The 19,841-nt window shown below is 67.2% G+C and carries 15 protein-coding genes; 9 read left to right on the plus strand and 6 right to left on the minus strand.

What is annotated here, in order from left to right:
- Positions 1 to 137: 137 nt before the first annotated feature.
- A complete protein-coding gene (locus PEM_RS04460) occupies positions 138 to 2,387 on the plus strand; it encodes a TonB-dependent siderophore receptor (RefSeq protein ID WP_111127976.1) in 2,250 nt (749 codons plus the stop codon).
- A gap of 143 nt (positions 2,388 to 2,530) precedes the next feature.
- Entirely contained in the window at positions 2,531 to 3,511 is a 981-nt protein-coding gene (locus PEM_RS04465) for a cation diffusion facilitator family transporter (RefSeq protein WP_111127942.1), read from the plus strand.
- A gap of 38 nt (positions 3,512 to 3,549) precedes the next feature.
- On the opposite strand, the gene nfi is transcribed toward PEM_RS04465, so the two are convergent.
- Positions 3,550 to 4,224 (minus strand): deoxyribonuclease V, encoded by a 675-nt coding sequence (gene nfi / locus PEM_RS04470; RefSeq protein WP_111127941.1) that lies wholly within the window; start codon positions 4,222 to 4,224, stop codon positions 3,550 to 3,552.
- Positions 4,225 to 4,317: 93 nt separating this feature from the next.
- Between nfi and gpmA the strand changes: the two genes are divergently transcribed.
- The gene (gpmA, locus tag PEM_RS04475) at positions 4,318 to 5,067 is read left to right on the plus strand and encodes a 2,3-diphosphoglycerate-dependent phosphoglycerate mutase (RefSeq protein ID WP_005415787.1); all 750 of its coding nucleotides are present in this window, start codon (positions 4,318 to 4,320) and stop codon (positions 5,065 to 5,067) included.
- Positions 5,068 to 5,177: 110 nt separating this feature from the next.
- Here gpmA and PEM_RS04480 read toward each other — a convergent pair whose 3' ends face one another.
- Positions 5,178 to 5,639, minus strand: coding sequence for a hypothetical protein (locus PEM_RS04480; RefSeq protein ID WP_229766039.1), 462 nt, complete (start codon positions 5,637 to 5,639; stop codon positions 5,178 to 5,180).
- A 138-nt stretch (positions 5,640 to 5,777) separates the two neighbouring features.
- Here PEM_RS04480 and PEM_RS04485 point away from each other — a divergent pair, with 138 nt between their 5' ends.
- Positions 5,778 to 7,871, plus strand: coding sequence for a M13 family metallopeptidase (locus PEM_RS04485; protein WP_053499310.1), 2,094 nt, complete (start codon positions 5,778 to 5,780; stop codon positions 7,869 to 7,871).
- A 315-nt stretch (positions 7,872 to 8,186) separates the two neighbouring features.
- Here the strand turns inward: PEM_RS04485 and PEM_RS04490 are convergent, their stop codons facing one another.
- The 4 genes from PEM_RS04490 to rlmJ form a co-directional block, all read right to left on the minus strand.
- A complete protein-coding gene (locus PEM_RS04490) occupies positions 8,187 to 8,804 on the minus strand; it encodes an HD domain-containing phosphohydrolase (protein WP_005415790.1) in 618 nt (205 codons plus the stop codon).
- A gap of 46 nt (positions 8,805 to 8,850) precedes the next feature.
- Positions 8,851 to 12,315, minus strand: coding sequence for a transcription-repair coupling factor (mfd, locus tag PEM_RS04495; protein WP_119706066.1), 3,465 nt, complete (start codon positions 12,313 to 12,315; stop codon positions 8,851 to 8,853).
- 149 nt (positions 12,316 to 12,464) lie between these two features.
- A complete protein-coding gene (locus PEM_RS04500; RefSeq protein ID WP_004150340.1) occupies positions 12,465 to 13,010 on the minus strand; it encodes a GNAT family N-acetyltransferase in 546 nt (181 codons plus the stop codon).
- A 95-nt stretch (positions 13,011 to 13,105) separates the two neighbouring features.
- Positions 13,106 to 13,963 carry a 23S rRNA (adenine(2030)-N(6))-methyltransferase RlmJ gene (gene rlmJ, locus PEM_RS04505; protein ID WP_024958156.1) on the minus strand — a complete coding sequence of 286 codons (858 nt, stop codon included), beginning with the start codon at positions 13,961 to 13,963 and terminating at the stop codon, positions 13,106 to 13,108.
- Between the two features lie 35 nt (positions 13,964 to 13,998).
- On the opposite strand from rlmJ, the gene creB reads away from it, so the two are divergent.
- From creB to PEM_RS04530, 5 genes are all read left to right on the plus strand, one after another.
- Positions 13,999 to 14,724, plus strand: coding sequence for a two-component system response regulator CreB (creB, locus tag PEM_RS04510; protein ID WP_072166850.1), 726 nt, complete (start codon positions 13,999 to 14,001; stop codon positions 14,722 to 14,724).
- A gap of 3 nt (positions 14,725 to 14,727) precedes the next feature.
- The gene (gene creC, locus PEM_RS04515) at positions 14,728 to 16,188 is read left to right on the plus strand and encodes a two-component system sensor histidine kinase CreC (protein ID WP_005415794.1); all 1,461 of its coding nucleotides are present in this window, start codon (positions 14,728 to 14,730) and stop codon (positions 16,186 to 16,188) included.
- Positions 16,189 to 16,269: 81 nt separating this feature from the next.
- Complete coding sequence (gene creD, locus PEM_RS04520; protein WP_065177468.1) at positions 16,270 to 17,589, plus strand: cell envelope integrity protein CreD; 1,320 nt, start codon at positions 16,270 to 16,272, stop codon at positions 17,587 to 17,589.
- A 10-nt stretch (positions 17,590 to 17,599) separates the two neighbouring features.
- Entirely contained in the window at positions 17,600 to 18,010 is a 411-nt protein-coding gene (locus PEM_RS04525) for a hypothetical protein (protein WP_005415796.1), read from the plus strand.
- 180 nt (positions 18,011 to 18,190) lie between these two features.
- Complete coding sequence (locus PEM_RS04530; RefSeq protein WP_111127939.1) at positions 18,191 to 19,783, plus strand: M20/M25/M40 family metallo-hydrolase; 1,593 nt, start codon at positions 18,191 to 18,193, stop codon at positions 19,781 to 19,783.
- Positions 19,784 to 19,841 lie beyond the last annotated feature (58 nt).

Raw genomic sequence — 19,841 nt, forward strand, 5'->3', positions numbered from 1 at the left:
TGAGAATCACTCGCATTGATGGGAGAATGCACGCACGGATCGGGCCGCAGTCGACTGCAGCGACGCTCCGCCTCCCCCTCGTCGTTGCCTCAAGCCCTTTGCCAGAGGCCCCGTTGCCCTGCCAGAAGGTCCAGATCATGTCTCCTGCCGTTGTCCTCTCGCCGCGCCCGCTGGCGCTCGCCGTTGCCGCCCTGCTGGCGGGCAGCGCGCTGACCGCCCAGGCTGAAACCGACGCCACCGATATCGACACGGTGCACGTCACCGCCTCGCAGATTGCCCGCCAGGCGTTGGGTACCTCGACCATCACCGCCGAGGACATCGCCAAGCGCCCACCGGCCAACGACATCGCCGAACTGTTGCGCACCATGCCGGGCGTCAACCTCACCGGCAACAGCGCCTCGGGCCAGTACGGCAACAACCGCCAGATCGACCTGCGCGGCATGGGCCCGGAAAACACCCTGATCCTGGTCGACGGCAAGCGCATCGGTGCGCGCGATGCCGTGCGCATGGGCCGCAGTGGCGAGCGCAACACGCGCGGCGACACCAACTGGGTGCCGGCGGAGATGATCGAGCGCATCGAAGTGCTGCGCGGACCGGCGGCGGCACGCTATGGCTCCGGTGCTTCCGGTGGCGTGGTCAACATCATCACCAAGCGCCCGACCGGCGACCTGACCGGTGCGGTCGACCTGTACGGGCTGGTGCCCGAACACAGCGCCGAAGGTGGCAGCGAGCGCGTCGGCCTGCAGCTGAGTGGGCCGATGACCGACACGCTGTCGTTCCGCCTGTACGGCAACCTCAACAAGACCGACGCCGATTCACTCGATCTCAACCGCCAGTACGCCACCCAGCCGAACGCAGTGCCACCGGCTGGCCGCGAGGGCGTCAAGAACCGCGACATCAACGCGCTGCTGCGCTGGGACGTGACCGCCGACCAGGTGGTCGAGTTCGAGGCCGGCACCAGCCGCCAGGGCAACATCTATGCTGGTGACCGCGCGGTCAGCACCACCGGCACTTCGACCGGCATCGATCTGGCCGCCCTGGCCGACGGCAAGGCGGAAACCAACCGCATGTACCGCAACACCGGCGCGATCAGCCATCGTGGTCGCTGGGGCGATGTCACCTCGCGGGTGACCGCTGCAGTTGAAGCGGTGAACAACTCGCGCATCAACGAAGGCCTGGCCGGTGGCCCGGAAGGCAGCTTCAACGGCACCGACTGGTCGACCTCGCGCCTGCGCAACTACCAGCTGGATGGCGAAGTGAGCTTCCCGACCACGCTGGGCGGCGCCGAGAACATCTGGACGTTGGGCTTTGAATACCTGGACAGCCGGCTGACCGACCCTTATTCGATGAGCCAGTCCAGCAGCAGCGGCGGTGGCATCCCGGGGCTGTCGGCCGATCGTGCGCGCGGCAAGGCCGATGCGCAGACCACGGCGGTGTTCGTGGAAGACAACATCTACCTGGGTGAGCGCTGGATCGTTACCCCGGGCCTGCGCTTTGACCACCACAGCCAGTTCGGCAACAACACCAGCCCCAGCCTCAATGCGCAGTTCCGCATCAACAGCGACTGGGTGGTGAAGGGCGGCATCGCCCGCGCGTTCAAGGCGCCGAACCTGTACCAGTCGAATCCGGACTATCTGTACTACACCCGTGGCAACGGCTGCCCGAATGCGCTGCCGAGCCTGGGCGCCGGTTGCTACATGCGCGGCAACGCAGACCTGAAGGCGGAAACCAGCCTGAACAAGGAACTGGGCATCGAGTGGGCACCGCAGAGCGGCTGGCAGGCCTCGTTGACCTACTTCCACAACGACTACAAGGACAAGATCCAGGCGGGCTACACCCAGATTGGCCTGACCGCCGACACCAAGGGCCGCATCTTCCGCTGGGAGAACGCGCCGAAGGCGATCGTGCAGGGGCTTGAAGGCAACCTGGTGATTCCGCTGCTGGGCGAGCAGGGCAACCGCCTGAAGTGGAGCAACAACTTCACCTACATGGTGGAAAACGAGAACAAGAGCACCGGCCAGCCGCTGTCGGTGATCCCGAAGTACACGATCAACACCATGCTGGACTGGCAGGCCACCGACAGGCTGTCGCTGCTGCTGACCGGCACCTTCTACGGCAAGCAGGAACCGGCCACGACCAATATCAACAACGACCCCCGCTGCACCGGCAGCTGCGATGCATCGATCGCGCTGCAGGATCGTGGCGCGTACAACATCTGGGGCGTGAGCGCGCGCTACAAGGTGACCGAGACGGTCAGCTTCGGCTTCGGCGTGAACAACCTGGCCGACAAGCGCCTGTTCCGCGAGGCCAACAGCAGCGATGCCGGCGCGGCGACCTACAACGAACCGGGCCGCGCCTACTGGGCCAGCCTGCGCTTCGGGTTCTGAGCATACGCAAGTGCAGATCCGCCGTGGCCGCCGGGTCCTGCCCGGCGGCACCGGTGCTGCACGCCTGCAATGTTATAAACATCGTAATAGTCTCCTCCGCCGGCACCGCGTAGCCTGCACCGCATCGCAAAGGAGCTGTTGCCATGGGCCACGACCACGATCACCTGCCGTCCCAGATCCGCCACGAGAAGCCCTTGTGGTGGGCACTCGGCCTGACCACCACCTTCCTCGTCGTCGAAGTGGTGGGCGCGTTCTGGACCAACAGCCTGGCGCTGTTGTCCGACGCCGCGCACATGGCCACCGACGCGCTGGCGCTGATGATCGCGCTGGTTGCGGTACGGCTGAGCCGGCGCCCGCCGGATGCGCGCCGCACCTACGGCTATGCACGGCTGGAAGCGTTGGGCGCGATGATCAACGGTGCCATGCTGTTCGTGGTCGCCGCCTACATCCTGTGGGAGGCGATCGGCCGCTTCCGCCAGCCGCAGGAGATCGCCTCCTCCGGCATGCTGGTGATCGCGGCTGCGGGCCTGGTCATCAACCTGATCTCGATGCGCCTGCTGCAGGCGGGCAGTGGCGAGAGTCTCAACGTGAAGGGCGCCTACCTGGAAGTATGGGCCGACATGCTCGGCTCGGTGGCAGTGATTGCGGGCGCATTGTTGATCAAGTGGACCGGATGGAAACCGATCGACCCGATCCTGGCCGTGCTGATCGGCCTGTGGGTGCTGCCGCGTACCTACGTGCTGATGCGTGAGGCGATCAACGTACTGCTGGAAGGCGTGCCCAAGGGCATGGACGTGGCCAGGGTGCGCGACAGCCTGTCCGGCCACGTCGCAGTCCTGGACGTGCATGACCTGCACGTGTGGGCGCTGGCTTCCAGCACGCCGGCGCTGACCGCGCACATTGTGATGCGCGACGGCACCGACGCCGATGCGTTGCGCCGCGAGCTGGGCGGTCGCCTGCATGATGACTTCGGTATCGAGCACGTGACGCTGCAGATCGAAGCGGACCACTGTGGTGAAGCCTGCGCTGGACCGGCGTCGGCCAACGGCGGCGCGCAGCAGGGCCATGAAGGCCACGACCACGGTGAGGATGCGCAGGGCCATCGCGGCCACGTGCATCGTTGAATGAAAATGAAGGCCGCACCGGAGAATGCCCGGTGCGGTCATTCGTCGCGTCGCGAGGCCAGCCGATCCGCCAGCCGGGTTGGCTCCGGCAACCGGTAGCCGCGCAGGGTGCGCTGCACCCAGCCCAGCGCGGTATCGGCACTGACCCGATGGCCACCGGCCACGAACAGCGGCTTGCAGCGCACCTTGCTGCGCAGCACCCAGCCCAGTTGCTCGTCGCCATCCAGCAGCGGTGTATGCGCACCAGCTTCGGCGCCCGGTTCGACGAACCTTCCCACCAGTTTCGATTTCGCCACGCCGATGCTCGGCAGGTCGGTGACCACGCCCAGATGCGCGGCGACGCCCAGCCGGCGCGGATGGCTGATGCCGTGGCCATCGACGAACACCAGGTCCGGCGTGCGCGGCAGCAGCGCCAGCGCGGCCAGCAGCGCCGGCAGCTCGCGGAAGCTGAGCAGGCCGGGGATGTAGGGCATCACCGTGGGGATGCGCGCGATCTCCTGTGCCACGGGCTTCAGCGTCTCCGCGTCCAGCAGTACCGCCGCGGCGCGGGTGATGGCGCCGTTGTCCTCGAAGCCGACATCCATCCCGGCCAGCCAGCGCACGTTGCGTGGCAGGCGGTCCTGGCGCTCCACGCGGCCTGCCAGTTGCAGCTGCTGCGCACGGGCGGCAGCGACGCTGCCTTCCCAGCGTCCGGGGTCGATCACCGTATTCATGGGTCACAGCATCGCACGGGCGGCGCCACGGCCCGGTGAGCGGCGGCCGGGCTACAATGGCGGCCTGCCTTTCCTCGCGTTGGAGACCCTGCAGTGACCCGTAGACTCGTACTGTTGCGCCATGGCCAGAGCCAGTGGAACCTGGACAACCGCTTCACCGGCTGGGTCGATGTCGACCTGACCGAGCAGGGGCGTCGCGAAGCGGCCGCCGCCGGCCGCCTGATGCGCGAGGAAGGCCTGCAGTTCGACGTTGCGCACACCTCCGTGCTCAAGCGCGCCATCCACACCCTGCAGGGTGCGCTGGCCGAGCTGGAGCAGGACTGGCTGCCGGTGAACAAGTCCTGGCGCCTCAACGAGCGGCACTACGGCGGCCTGCAGGGGCTGGACAAGGCCGAGACCGCGGCCAAGCACGGCGAAGAGCAGGTCAAGGTGTGGCGTCGTTCGTACGACATCCCGCCGCCGCCGATGGACCTGGAAGATCCGGGCCACCCGATCCATGACCGCCGCTACGCCGGCCTGGACCGCAACGCGCTGCCGGGCACCGAGTCGCTGGCCACCACCCTGGATCGCGTGCTGCCGTACTGGCACGACGCCATCGCACCGCAGCTGAAGGACGGCAAGACCGTACTGGTCACCGCCCACGGCAACTCGCTGCGTGCGTTGTACAAGTACCTCAACAACGTCTCGCGCGAGGAAATCCTCGAGCTGAACATCCCGACCGGCATCCCGCTGCTGTTCGAACTGAACGATGACCTGACCGTGCAGTCGTTCCGCTACCTGGGCGACCCGGAAGCGGCGCGCAAGGCCGCCGAAGCCGTAGCCAACCAGGGCAAGGCGAAGTAAGAAGCAGAAGGCCGGCGCAAGCCGGCCTTTCTTTTTGTAGAGCCGAGCCCACGCTCGGCTGACGCTGTCGCAACCCGGTAGAGCCACTTCATTGGGGCTGCATGTGCCAGCTACGAAGGACCCGGCAGGCGCACCTTCGGCGACTGCAACGCAGCAATGTCGATGACGTGGTCCTGGCATATCACCTGGTAATGCGTGAATGGGCCCGGGTAACGGGTATCAGCGAAGGTGGCACGGCCCAGATATTCAAGGAATTTCGAACGGCTGTAGCGGCGGAACAGGTTGCCGCTCCAGGCTTCGGCGTCGTCCCAGCTCTGGTAGGACTCGTTGTGCACGGCGTAGCTGATGTAGTGGTCCCAGATCAGTTCAAACCGCTGCGAGTGGGGCACCACCTCTATCGCACGCACATCATCGATTGAACGTCCATGACCGAGCTCCACGCGGGAGGGCTTTCCGACCACCCGGCCCTCCTCGACGACCAGGCGCAGACGATTCGCTTCCGGCTCGCCAATCTCAGTAAGAAACAGAAACTCACAGGTGTCGAGGGCCAGCAGCAGCGCAGTTTCGTCCATGGTCATGAGGTCCAGTGATCGCAGACGCCAGAGCATACCGGCGCGCGGCGGGAGCTGCGCCGTGGGCTCTGTGACCTTTGGCCGGTCCCCAACCTCACGCCCCCGGCTACCCTGTGAAATTACCCGCAGGAGAGCCTCATGAACGTCCGCAACCTGGTCCCGCTGGGCCTGACCATCGCCATCGCTGCCTCGCTGGCCGCCTGTGGCAAGAACGAAACCGCGCCGGCGGCCAGTGCCGACGCCAAGCCGGCCTTCGACCTGTCGCAGATCAAGACGCCGCTGATCTCGCTCAACAGCGCCGACCTGGATCCGGCCATTTCGGCCTGTACCGACCTCAATGGCTTCGTCAACAGCAAGTGGCTGAAGGCCAACCCGGTGCCGGGAGACCAGACCACCTGGGGCAGCTTCGAGATCCTGCGCGAGCGCTCGCTGGAAGTGCAGCACGCGCTGGTGCAGCAGGCCGCCGCCAGCCAGGCCAAGGCCGGTTCGGTGGAAGCCAAGATCGGTGACATCTGGAAGACCGGCAACGACGAGGCCAAGATCGAAGCCGCCGGCCTGGCGCCGCTGCAGCCGCAGCTGGACAAGATCACCGCGCTGAACGACACCGCCGCCATCACCCAGTACCTGCGCGACAGCCAGGCCGAGGGCAAGGGCGTGCTGTTCTCGCTGTTCGCCAATGCCGACTACAAGGATTCGGCCAACGTCATCGCCTACGTTGGCCAGGGCGGCCTCGGCCTGCCGGAGAAGGGCTACTACTTCGATGATGCGCAGGCCAAGATCCGTGATGCCTACGTGGCCTACATCGCGCAGGTGCTGACCCTGTCCGGCGTGGACGCGGCGCAGGCCGCCGAGCAGGCCAAGGCCGTGATGGCCTTCGAAACCCGCCTGGCCAAGGCCTCGATGTCACGCATCGAAATGCGTGACCCGGCCAAGCGCTACAACCCGCTCAGTGCCGCCGACGCGGACAAACTGACCCCGAACTTCAGCTGGACCGCGCTGTTCGACACCCTGAAGGTACCGGCCGCGCAGAAGTTCTCGCTGGCGCAGCCGGGCTTCTTCGGTGAAATGGACAAGATGCTGGCCGATGTGCCCGCCAGCACCTGGCAGGCCTACCTGCGCTTCCACACCATCGACGATGCCGCGCCATACCTGAGCAGCCAGTTCGAGAAGGCCAACTTCGATTTCTACGGCACGACCCTGCGTGGCCAGAAGGAAATGCAGCCGCGCTGGAAGCGCGTGCTGGAGTCGGTCAACGGCGGTATGGGTGAAGCCCTGGGCCAGCTGTACGTCGACGCCGTGTTCCCGGCCGAGTCGAAGGTCGCCATGCAGCACCTGGTGGAGAACCTGTCGCAGGCGCTGAAGGCGCGCCTGGAGCAGCTGCCGTGGATGGGCGAGGAAACCAGGAAGAAGGCGCTGGAAAAGTGGGCCAGCTTCACCCCGAAGATCGGTTACCCGGACAAGTGGCGTGACTGGGCGGGCCTGCAGACCAACGGCGACAGCTACCTGGGCAACATGCAGGCGGCGCGCGCGTTCAACTACCGCTACATGCTGGACAAGATCGGCAAGCCGGTGGACAAGACCGAGTGGGGCATGACGCCGCAGACCGTCAATGCGTACTACAACGCCACCAAGAACGAGATCGTATTCCCGGCGGCGATCCTGCAGGCGCCGTTCTTCGACGCCAAGGCCGATCCGGCGTTGAACTACGGCGGCATCGGTGCAGTCATCGGCCATGAGATGATGCACGGCTACGACGACTCGGGCAGCCAGTTCGCCGCCAACGGCAACTTCGACAACTGGTGGACGGACGCCGACCGCAAGGCCTTCACCGAGCGTACCGACCAGCTGGTCGCGCAGTTCGACGGCTACGAGTCGGTGCCGGGCGTGTTCGTGAAGGGCAAGCTGACCCTGGGCGAGAACATCGGCGACCTGGGCGGCCTGACCGTGGCCTATGACGCGCTGCAGATGGCGCTGAAGGAAGACCCGAAGGCGAACGTCGAGGTGGACGGCCACAGCCAGGACCAGCGCTTCTTCATGAACTGGGCCACCGTGTGGCGCCGCAACTTCACCGATGGCGAGCTGCGCGTGCGCCTGAACACCGATCCGCACGCGCCGGCCAATTTCCGTGCCAACGGTGCGCCGTCGAACATGCCCTCGTTCGCTGCTGCATTCCAGTGCAAAGCGGGTGATGCGATGGTGCGCGCCGACGACAAGCGCGTGGTGATCTGGTAATCGATCACCCGTGATGCGTGGAGCGAAAGGCCCGGCGAACGCCGGGCCTTTTGTCTTCCAGGCCGGCAGCGCGGCGCCGACTGGTAGAGTCGACTGTTAGTCGACTATCGCGCGCAGCGCGGGATTTTCGCGATCTGGACGAAGAGCAGTCGACTAACTGTGTAAACCCACCACGTTGTTCAGCGGGATTCTGGAAATAGGCGGCTGGCTGCCGGTAACCACCATTTTCCAAAGATGCCCCGGATGAACAACCTACCGAGAGATCACAACTAACAGTCGACTCTACCGGCGGGTCGTTTCACCGTCGGGAAGATCTCAGGCCAGCGCCGGTTCCCGCTCCAGCATGCGATGGAAGCGTTGCAGCACGTACGGATCCACCAGCCCGCCGGCCTGCTCGTCGATGATCCGCAATGCGGCCTCATGCTCCATCGCATTGCGATACGGGCGCACGCTGGTCATCGCATCGTAGGCATCGGCGATGGTGACGATGCGCGCACCCAGCGGGATGGATTCGCCGCGCAGCCCATCGGGGTAGCCGCTGCCATCGAAGGCCTCGTGATGGGCGCGGATCAGCCGCGCCACCGGCAAGGCGTCGCTGCGGCCGGTGGCCAGGAAGATGTGTTCGCCGCGTACCGGATGCTCGCGCATGATCGCGCGCTCCTCATCGGTATGCCGGCGGGGTGCCAGCAGCACATCATCGGGTATGCCGATCTTGCCGATGTCATGGAAGCGCGCGGCCAGGCCGATCTGCGCACGGGCCTCGTCATCAAGATCGCAGTGCGTGGCCAGACACTGCGCGAGCAGGCCAACGCGGTCGCAGTGGTGGCGGGTGTAGGCGTCGCGCATCTGCAGCGACATCGCGAGGGCATCGATCAGGCAGGCCTGCGCGTGCAGCAGGTCGGGGGCGGGTACGGCGTCAGGGAACATGGTCATCCGCCCGCACCGGGTGGGGGCCGGTGCGGGGTGTTCGGGGGGGTGATCAACCCGGGGCGAGGGTGGTCAGAAGGGCGCGGGCCGCGTTGAAGCGGTCTTCCGGCAACGGCAGCGGGTGCTTGATGCGCAGCTTGTCGGGCCCTTCCATGGCATAGAGGTTCGGTTGTTTCTGGATCAGCTGGATCACCACCATCGGATCGATGTTCGGCTTGGACTCGAACACGATGCGGCCGCCGTTCTCGCCCAGGTCGAGCTTGCGGATGCCCAGCGTATTGGCTTTCAGCTTCAGCTCGGCGATGGCGAACAGGTGCTTGGCTGCATCCGGCAGCAGGCCGAAGCGGTCGATCATCTCCACCTGCAGCTCGCGCAGCGCATCGCTGTCGCGCGCGCTGGAAATACGCTTGTACAGGGTGAGGCGGGTGTGCACGTCCGGCAGGTAGTCTTCCGGGATCAGCGCCGGCACATGCAGCTCGACCTCGGCGCCGCGCACTTCCTCACCGGCATCCAGGTCGGGCAGCTTGCCCTGCTTGATGCTGCGTACCGCGCGTTCCAGCAGCTCGGTATACAGGCTGAAGCCGACCTCGGCCATCTGCCCGCTCTGGTCCTCGCCCAGCAGTTCACCGGCGCCGCGGATTTCCAGATCGTGCGTGGCCAGGGTGAAGCCGGCGCCCAGCTCGTCCATCGAGGCGATCGCTTCCAGGCGCTTCTCGGCGTCGGGGGTGATCGCGCGACGGTCGGGGGTGATCAGGTAGGCGTAGGCACGGTGGTGCGAACGGCCCACGCGGCCACGCAGCTGGTGCAGCTGGGCCAGGCCGAAACGGTCGGCACGGTTGATGATGATGGTGTTGGCGTTGGGGATGTCGATGCCCGATTCGATGATCGTGGTCGACAGCAGCACGTTGAAACGCTGCTTCTGGAAATCCAGCATCACCTTTTCCAGTTCGCGCTCGGGCATCTGCCCGTGGGCGATGCCGATGCGTGCCTCCGGCACCAGCTCGGACAGCTCGCGCTGCATGCGGCCGATGCTCTCCACATCGTTGTGCAGGAAGTACAGCTGGCCACCGCGCGCGAGCTCGCGCTGGAAGGCTTCGCGCAGCAGCGCGTTGTCCCACTGGGTGATGAAGGTCTGCACCGCCAGCCGGTTCGGCGGCGGCGTGGCGATGATCGACAGATCGCGCAGGCCGGCCATGGCCATGTTGAGCGTGCGCGGGATCGGCGTGGCGGTCAGCGTCAGCAGGTGTACGTTGGCGCGCAGCGCCTTCAGCGCCTCCTTCTGGCGCACGCCGAATCGCTGCTCCTCGTCGACGATGACCATGCCCAGGTCCTTGAACTTCACGTCAGGCTGCAGCAGGCGATGGGTGCCGACGATGACGTCGATGGTGCCAGCGGCCACCTTCTCCAGTTCGGCCTTGATTTCCTTGCTGGTCTTGAAGCGCGACAGCACTTCGACCTTCAGCGGGTAATCGGCGAAACGGTCGCGGAAGTTGCGGTAATGCTGCTCGGCCAGCAGCGTGGTCGGCACCAGCACCGCCACCTGCTTGCCGGCACTGGCCGCAGCAAATGCAGCGCGCACCGCCACCTCGGTCTTGCCGAAGCCGACGTCGCCGCAGACCACGCGGTCCATCGGCTGGCTGCTGGCCAGGTCGCGCAGGGTGGCATCGATCGCAGCCAGCTGGTCGGGGGTTTCCTCGAACGGGAAACCGGCGGCGAACGGCTCGTACATCGCGCGGTCGACCTGCAGTGCCAGGCCGGCACGCGCCTGGCGGCGGGCCTGGATTTCCAGCAGTTCGGCGGCGACATCGCGCACCTTCTCGGCGGCCTTGCGCTTGGCCTTGCTCCACTGCTCGCCACCGAGCGAATGCAGCGGTGCGGTTTCCGCCGAAGCACCGGAGTAGCGGCTGATCAGGTGCAGCTGGGCGACCGGTACATACAGGCGGTCGCCCTTGGCATATTCGATGTCGAGGAACTCGCCGGGCATGCCGCCGACGTCCATCGCGATCAGGCCACGGTAGCGGCCGACGCCATGGTCCTCGTGCACGATCGGCGCACCCTCGGTCAGCTCGCCGAGGTCGCGGATGATCGCCTCCGGCTCGCGGCCGGCACGGCGCGTGCGGCGGGTGCTGCCGGCGCGCTCGGGGAACAGCTGGCGCTCGGTCAGCACCGCGATGCGCGGGTCGTCCAGCGCGAAGCCATCTTCCAGCGGCGCCACCGCGATCGCGAAGCGCGCATCGCTAGCGAGGAAGCTGGGCAGGTCGGCCACCACCGGCGGCTTCAGCTCGGCGGCCTGCAGCACTTCCAGCAGTGCCTCGCGGCGGCCGGGCGAATCGGCGGCGATCAGTACCCGGCCCGGATAATGGCCGAGGAAGGATTTCAGCGCATCGCCGGCGGGAGCTTCGCGTGCGGCCACCGGCAGCGGGGGCAGCGGCTGGTCGCCCAGCGCGTGCGCGTCGGCGATGCGTGCGTGGTCGGCGGCCCATACCTCGATGCGCGGGGCATCGTTCAGGCGCTCGCGCAGCAGCTCCGGCGACAGGTACAGCGCCGACGGCGGCAGCAGCGGCCGTTCCACATCGTGGCGGCGCTGCTCATAACGCTCGCCGGTCTGCGCCCAGAACGCCTCGGCGGCTTCGCCGGCACCGGCACAGACCACCGGCAGGCTGCCGCTGGGCAGGTAGTCGAACAGGGTTGCGGTGCGCTCGAAGAACAGCGGCAGGTAGTACTCGACGCCGGCCGGGGCCAGCCCGGATTTCAGGTCCTGGTACAGCGCGCTGCGCCGGGTATCGACATCGAAGCGCTCGCGCAGCGTGGACAGCACGCGGGCGATGCTGGCCTCGTCCATGGGCACTTCGCGGCCCGGCAGCATGTGCACCGCCTCGACCTTGTCCAGCGAACGCTGGCTTTCCGGATCGAAGGCACGGATCGAATCGATGTCCTCGTCCAGCAGTTCCACCCGCAGCGGCTCGTCGGCGCCCATCGGGAACACGTCGAGCAGGCCGCCGCGCACGGCGAAGTCACCCGGGTCCATCACCTGCGGCACGTTGCGGTAGCCGGCGCTTTCCAGGCGGCGCTTCTCGGCTTCCAGATCCAGGCGCTGGCCGACCTTCAGGTCGAAGCTGCCACCAATGACGTAGCTGCGCGGGGCCAGCTGCTGCAGCAGGGTCTGCACCGGCACGATCACCAGGCCACGCTTCAGCGTGGGCAGGCGGTGCAGGGCAGCCAGACGCTGCGAGATGATGTCCGGATGCGGGCTGAAGCGGTCGTAGGGCAGGGTTTCCCAGTCCGGGAAGGCGACCACCGGCAGGGCCGGGTCACCGCCGAGCAGGGTCTGCAGATCGGCTTCAAGCTGGTTTGCGCCGTGGTTGTCACGGGCGATCACCAGCAGCGGAGCGTCGTGCACGCGCGATGCCTGGGCCAGGTACCAGGCCAGTGCGGTGGGCGAGGCGGGGGCGCGCCACCAGGCGCGGAGCTGGCCGGCGCGCGGCAGCGGCGGGGCGGGGTATGAGGTACGCGACATGGACCCCGGATTTTAGCAGAAGCCCGATCCGGTCCCGGTGCATCGTGCCGGCCCGTTGCCGGCAGCCTCATCTGCCGTTGGGGCAGCGGAATGCCGGCCAGCGGCCGGCACTACCGGGAGACGTGGCCGGGCAGGGCCCGGCGCATCCGTCAGTTGTCCAGCTCCAGCACCATCCGGACCAGGCCTTCGGCTCCGGTCGGGTGCGGCACCGGCTTGAAGCCCAGCGACGCGGCCAGCTGCTTCATCGGTTCGTTCTCGGCGGCAACGTCGCCGTACAGGCGGTCCAGGTACTTGCCACGGCCCCACTTCACCAGCTTGCGCATCAGCTGCCGTCCCAGGCCTTGGCCGATCAGGAAGCGGCTGATCAGGATCGCGTACTCGGCTTCACGGGTGCCGGGGATGATCGAGGCCCGGGCGACCGCGCCGACCACCGCTTCGCCCGCGGGCAGGGACTCGGCTGCGACCAGGGTGATCTCGGTCTTGGGGTTGGGGTGGGTCAGACGCTGGGTGGTTTCCGGCGACAGCTCGGTCACCGCCTGCAGGAAACGATCACGGATTTCTTCCGGCCCGAACAGGCTGAATGCCGCTTGCAGCGGTGCGCCATCTTCCGGGCGGATGGGGCGGATCAGCAGCTCGTGGCCGCTGGGAGCCTTGAAGATCTCATGCCAGGGCGGCATGCGGTTGCGAGTGGCCATACCGGGTGATTCCTTGGTGGTCCATCGATTGTGGCATCACCGGGGCTGCGTTCCGTGAACGAAAGGCTCACGGCGGTACAGCCTCGTGAAGGCCGTTATTCGGGGGCTTTGAGCCAGTCCAGGCGGGTGCTGGCCCCGGGTTCGCCCAGGTGCTGGCGCAGCGCCGGCAGGGCCGGACCGACCACGCGGTCGAACTGCCACGGCGGGTTGAGCAGCAGCATGCCGCTGCCGTTGAGGCGCAGCGGCGAGTCGTCCGGGCGCACCAGGAACTCGATCGTCATCGCCGATTTCACCGGCAGGGCGGTGGCCTTGCGCAGGAAGTGCAGGATGGTGCGGCGCTGCTTGATCGGGAACCAGACCGCACAGGTGGCCTGCGGCCAGCGTGCCAGGGTTTCGGCCAGGGCGGCCAGCACCGCCTGGTACTCGGCATCCTGGGCTTCGTAGGGCGGGTCGATCAGCACCAGGCCGCGGCCGATCTTGCTGCCGTTGAACTTCGGCGGCAGCAGCGAACGCAGCAGGGCATAGCCATCGCCCGCCCGAACGTCGACGCGGCTGTCATGGGCGAACAGGGCCTTCAGCGTGGCCGTTTCGGCTTCCTGCAGCTCACAGACCGCCATGCGGTCCTGCGCGCGCATCGCCTGTGCGCTCAGCAGCGGCGAGCCCGGGTAGTTGGTCAACGCGCCCACCGGATTGTCGGCCTGCACCGCCTTCAGGTAGCGCTCGACCACCTCCGGCAGCTTGGGCTGGGCCATCAGCCGCATGATCCCGGACTCGGCCTCCAGGGTCTTGCGGCTCTCTTCGCTGGCCAGCAGGTAGCGGCCGGCACCGCCGTGGGTGTCGAGCACGAAGAACGGGCTGTCCTTGCGCTTGAAGCTGTCGATCAGGGCCAGCTGCACGATGTGCTTGAGCACATCGGCGTGGTTGCCGGCATGGAAGGCGTGGCGATAGTTCATGGGCGGCAGTGTACGGGGCGGCGGCCGCAGCGGCTATGCTGCGCGCCATGACAGCTCCTGTTGCCCATGTCCTGGTCGTCGAGGACGAAGCCGCCATCGCCGAAACCGTGCTTTATGCGCTTCGCAGCGAGGGCTATGCCGCCAGCCACTGCCTGCTCGGTGGCGAGGCCCTGAAGCGCCTGCAGGCCGGGGATATCGACGTGGTGGTGCTGGACGTGGGCCTGCCCGACCTGGGCGGTTTCGAGGTGTGCCGGCGGCTGCGCGCGCAGCCCGGGCCGGCGGCCCAGCTGCCGGTGATCTTCCTGACCGCCCGCAACGATGAAGTGGACCGCGTGCTGGGCCTGGAACTGGGCGCCGACGATTATATGACCAAGCCGTTCTCGCCGCGTGAGCTGGTGGCGCGGGTGCGTGCGCGCCTGCGTCGCGCCGCACCGGTCGCGGCAGCCCCCGGCGCCGATGCGGGCTGGCAGGAACATGGTGCCTTCGCCATCGACCGCGAAGGCCGGCGCATCCGCTTCCGCGGCCACGCGCTGGACCTGACCCGCTACGAGTACGCGTTGCTGGAAGCGCTGCTGCAGCGGCCGGGCGCCATTCTTAGTCGCGCCCAGTTGATGGATCGCGGCTGGGACAGCAGCGCCGACAGTGCCGACCGCACCGTCGACACCCATGTAAAGACGTTGCGCGCCAAGCTGCGCGCAGCCGGTGCCAGCGACGACCCGATCCGCACCCACCGTGGCCTCGGCTACGCGCTGGAGGTCTAGCCGATGCGCCTGGTCCTGAAGCTGTTCCTCGGCTTCTTCCTGATCACCGGCATCGCCGCGTTCTTCGTGATGCGCGTGTTCGTCAACGAAGTGAAGCCGGGTGTGCGCCAGGCGATGGAATCGACCCTGGTCGATGCCGCCAACGTGCTGGCCGAGATGGCGGCGGCCGATGTCAAGGACGGCACCATCCGCAGCGGCAGCTTCACCCGCAACCTCGCCAAGGCGCGGCAGCGTGACCTGAAAGCGATGGTCTGGCGCTTTCCCAAGCGCTCACTGGACTACCGGGTGACCATCACCGATGCCAAGGGCATCGTCATCTACGACTCGCTGGGCCGCGACCTGGGGCGTGACAATTCGCGCTGGAACGATGTCTACCGCACCCTGCGTGGCGAGTACGGCGCCCGCTCCAGCCCGGAAGTGCCAGGCGAAGAAGGCGATACGGTGATGCATGTGGCGGCGCCGGTGTACGACCCGGCCGATGGCCGCACCCTGATCGGCGTGCTCAGCCTGGCCCAGCCCAATCGCAGCATCGATCCGTTCATTGCGGCCAGCCAGCGCGCCATCATCGAGCGCGGCGCCTGGCTGATCGGATTGTCGGCGCTGGTCGGCGTGCTGGTGACGATGTGGCTCACGACGGGCCTTGGCCAGCTCAGCCGCTATGCACGGGCGGTCAGCGCCGGCGAACCGGTGCCACCGCCGCGGCGGCGCCGCGACGAGATCGGCGACCTGGGCCAGGCACTGGAAACAATGCGCCGCAAGCTGGAGGGCAAGGCCTACGTCGAGCAGTACGTGCAGTCGCTGACGCATGAAATGAAAAGCCCGTTGGCGGCGATCCGCGGTGCCGCCGAGCTGCTGCAGGAGCCGCTGCCGGAGGCCGACCGCGTGCATTTCGCACGCAGCATCGTCGATCAGCAGGAGCGGCTGACCGAGACGATCGACAAGCTGCTGGCGCTGGCCGAAGTGGAACAGCACGGCTGGCTGCAGACCCGCGATCCGATCGCGCTGCCAACCTTGCTGGCCGACGCAGCGGCGGCCGCGCAGGTGCGCGCGCAGGCGGCCGGCGTGCAGGTGCGCATCGGCAGCGTGCCCGACATGCGCGTGCAGGGTGATGCCTATCTGCTGCGGCAGGCGTTGCACAACCTGATCGACAACGCCATTGCCTTCTCACCGCCCGGCGCGGACATCGCGCTGCAGGCCGAGGTGGACGGGCCGGGCGTGCGCCTGCAGGTAGCGGATCGCGGTGCCGGCATTCCCGACTACGCGCGCGAACGGGTGTTCGAACGCTTCTATTCGCTGGCCCGCCCCGGCAGCGGCCGGCGCAGTTCCGGCCTGGGCCTGCCGTTCGTGCAGGAAGTGGCTCGCCTGCATGACGGACGCGCCAGCCTCGACGCCCGCGATGGCGGTGGCACGGTGGCCAGCCTGTGGCTGCCGTTGGGTGCTGCGGGCCAGCGCCCGCGCCGCTGACTTCACACTCGCTTCAAATTCGCCACAAACCCTGCTCACCGCAGCGGTCCATCCTGCAGCCCTCTCCAACGAGGATGGACCATGAAATCCCTGAAGATGCTGCTGCGGTTCGCCATTGTCGGCGGGCTGATCCTGTTGTTGCTGGTGCCGCTGATGATGATCCGCGGGGTGATCACCGAGCGCAGCCAGTACCGCGACGAGGCCTTTGCGCGGGTGGCCGACAGCCGTGCCGGCACGCAGCAGCTGGTGGGCCCGGTGCGGGTGGTGCCGTGGGTGGAACGCAAGCAGGTTGAACTGGTTGACCCGCTGGGCGTCAAGAAGACCGAGGTGCAGGTCACCGAGGGGCACTGGCTGCAGATGCCGGCGTCGCTGGAGGTGGGCGGTGAGATGCTGCCGAGCCAGCGCGAAGTCGGCCTGTTCAAGGTGCCGGTGTACAGCTGGAACGGCCAGATGAAGGCGAGCTTCGCCGCTGACGACTATCCCGTGAAGGCAGGGCGCACGTATGGCCAGCCGTATGTGGCGGTGGGCGTTTCCGATGTGCGCGGCCTGGTCGGTACACCGAACCTGCGCGTGGATGGCAAGCAGCTGCGCCTGCTGCCGGGCGTCGGCGTGGCCAGCGAAGTTGGTCGTGGCCTGCATGCGCCGGTGGCCGGTTTCGCTGCGGATCAGGGCGGCACGCTGGCGGCCAGCACCGTTGAACTGGAGCTGCGCCTGGATGGCAGCCGCATGCTGTCGGTGGTGCCGGTGGGCGATGACACCCACATCGCGCTGCGTTCGAGCTGGCCGCATCCGTCGTTCAGCGGTGCGTTCCTGCCCAACGAGCGGCGCGTTGATGCACAGGGATTCGACGCGCGCTGGGCGGTGTCATCGCTGGCCTCCGACGCACAGCGGCAGCTGCGCAATGAAGGTTCGGTCGACTCGCAGGCGGTGACGGTGTCGCTGGTCGATCCGGTCGATACCTACACCCAGGCCGACCGTGCGTCCAAGTACGGGGTGCTGTTCGTGCTGCTGACCTTCGTCGGCTTCATCCTGTTCGAGCTGATCAAGTCGCTGCGCATCCACCCGCTGCAGTACCTCATGGTCGGCCTGGCGCTGGCGATCTTCTTCCTGCTGCTGATCAGCCTGTCCGAGCACATCGCGTTCTGGAAGGCCTACCTGGTTTCGGCGGTGGCCTGTATCGGCCTGCAGGCGGTGTATCTGGCCAACGTGCTGGGCCATTGGAGGCGCGGCCTCGGCTTCGCGGCCCTGCTGACCGTGCTGTACGGCGCGCTGTATGGCCTGCTGGTGTCGGAGAACAACGCACTGCTGATGGGGTCGCTGCTGCTGTTCGTGATCCTGGCGCTGGCGATGTGGGTGACCCGCCGGGTCGACTGGTACGCGCTCGGCGCGGACCTGAAGTAAGGAGCACGCCATGGGCTGGCGCCAGGGATTGCGGCAACGGGCACGGCAGGGCATTCCGGCCCTGCTGGAAGTGGATGCGCTGCTGCAGGCACATGGCGTGCTGGCGGCCCTGCCGGGGGCGCGGATCGCCCCCGGTCTGGTCCGCTTCCAGCTGGCGGCGGTGACCTGCGAAGGATTGCAGGGGCAGGGATTGCGTTGGCTGCAGGGTGCGCGGCAGGGACGCGGCGCGGTGGCCGGGCGGGTGCCGCGCTATCGGCCATGGAAGGCCGGCGCGGAGGCATTGGCCGAGATCGGCATCGGCGGCCTTCCGGATGACTGGCCGGCACACGCGGCGGTGTACGGCTGCAGCAGCGTCGACCGGCGGCACTGGTTGCTGTTGCTGCCGGAGCGGGCGCAGTTGTGGTTGGGATGGAGCGGGTGATTCGGCTTTTGCGGGTACGAACCAAGACTCTGCTGTGGGTGCGAACCAACCACTCTCCTGTGGGTGCGAACCTCGGTTCGCACGCTTCCGCGCCGCCCATGACCGATGGGACGGTATCGCCGCGCCCCGGCTGGCTAGACTCGATGGGTTGATGATCGAGCCGAAGGGCAGGGGTGCGATGTGTTGAAGTGGGGCGTGCTGGCCGTAGCGCTGGCGATGGGTGGCAATGCAGCGGCGCAGCAGCGCGAAACGGTGGACCTGGACATGGTCAGCCGCATCCGTCAGGAGGCGTTCCACCGTTCGCAGGTGATGGACACCTTCAGCTATCTCACCGAGCGCATCGGCCCGCGCCTGAGCAATTCGCCGGCGATGGGCCGCGCCAATGCGTGGACCCGCGGCAAGTTCAACGAATGGAAGCTGGACAACGTCCACGACGAAGCCTTCGATGATTTCGGCCGTGGCTGGGAATTCACCTCGGCGAGCGTGGAAATGCTGGGTGACCGCGTGCAGCCGCTGCATGCGCTGCCCAAAGCCTGGACCCCCGGTACGAAGGGCCCGGTCGAAGGCGAGCTGGTGCAGGTCGACATCAAGAAGCCCGAAGACATCGAGAAGTACCGCGGCAAGCTGCGCGGCAAGATCCTCCTGCTGGGCGAGGCACGCGAATACAAGCGGGGCACCGAGCCCGATTCGCACCGCCACGACGCAACCTCGCTCGAGGGCCTGCAGGAGTTCACCCTGCCCAAGGACAAGGACGCTACCGCCGAGCGCGCCAAGCGGGTCAAGGAGTACCAGGAACGCCGGCAGCTGGCGGCCAAGGTCAATGCGTTTTTCGTCGAAGAGGGCGCGCTGGCCTCGATCAGCATCAGCAGTTGGGACAACGGCATCATCCGCGTTGCCGGCGGCGGTTCGCGCAAGGCCGGTGAGCCGGTGGGCATCCCGGAACTGGCGATGATCAGCGAACACTTCAATCCGCTGGTGCGCGCGCTTCAGGCCAAGCAGACGGTGCGCCTGCGCGTGGATGTAGCGGCGCGCTTCACCGACGAGGCCGACCAGCCCGGCTACAACACGCTGGCCGAGATCCGCGGCAGCAGCAAGCCCGATGAAGTGGTGATGATCGGTGCGCACCTGGATTCGTGGCACAGCGGCACCGGTGCGGCCGACAACGCGGCCGGCGTGGCGGTGATGATGGAGGCGATGCGCATCCTCAAGGCCACCGGCGCCAAGCCCAAGCGCACCATCCGCGTGGCGCTGTGGAGCGGCGAGGAGCAGGGCCTGATCGGCTCGCAGGCCTACGTCGCCAAGCATTTCGGTCGCTTCCCCGAACCCACTGACGCGGCGCAGAAGGCGCTGCCGGCGTCGCTGCGCGAGCCGACCGGTGCACTGCAGAAGACCCGCGATTACAGCAAGTTCCAGGTTTACTTCAACATGGACAACGGCTCGGGCCGCTTCCGTGGCATCTACGCGCAGGAAAACCTGGCGGCGATGCCGATCTTCGAAGCCTGGCTGGCGCCGTTCCATGACGTCGGCGCCACCACCGTGGCCACCCGCAACACCGGCAGTACCGACCACATCAGCTTCGATCGCATCGGCCTGCCGGGCTTCCAGTTCATCCAGGACCGGCTGGACTACTTCACCAACGTCCACCACAGCCACCTGGACACCTGGGACCACGCCGAACCGGAAGACCTGAAGCAGGCCGCGGCCATCGTCGCTTCGTTCGCCTACAACGCCGCAATGCGCGAGCCGTCCTTCCCGCGAAAGGCAGAACCGTAAAAGGGGACGGAGGGGATTAAGTCGTATCTCCCCTCCGCTTCCCGGTTGCAGCACCCCA

This window comes from Stenotrophomonas sp. Pemsol, assembly GCF_003586545.1.
Lineage (GTDB): Bacteria > Pseudomonadota > Gammaproteobacteria > Xanthomonadales > Xanthomonadaceae > Stenotrophomonas > Stenotrophomonas sepilia.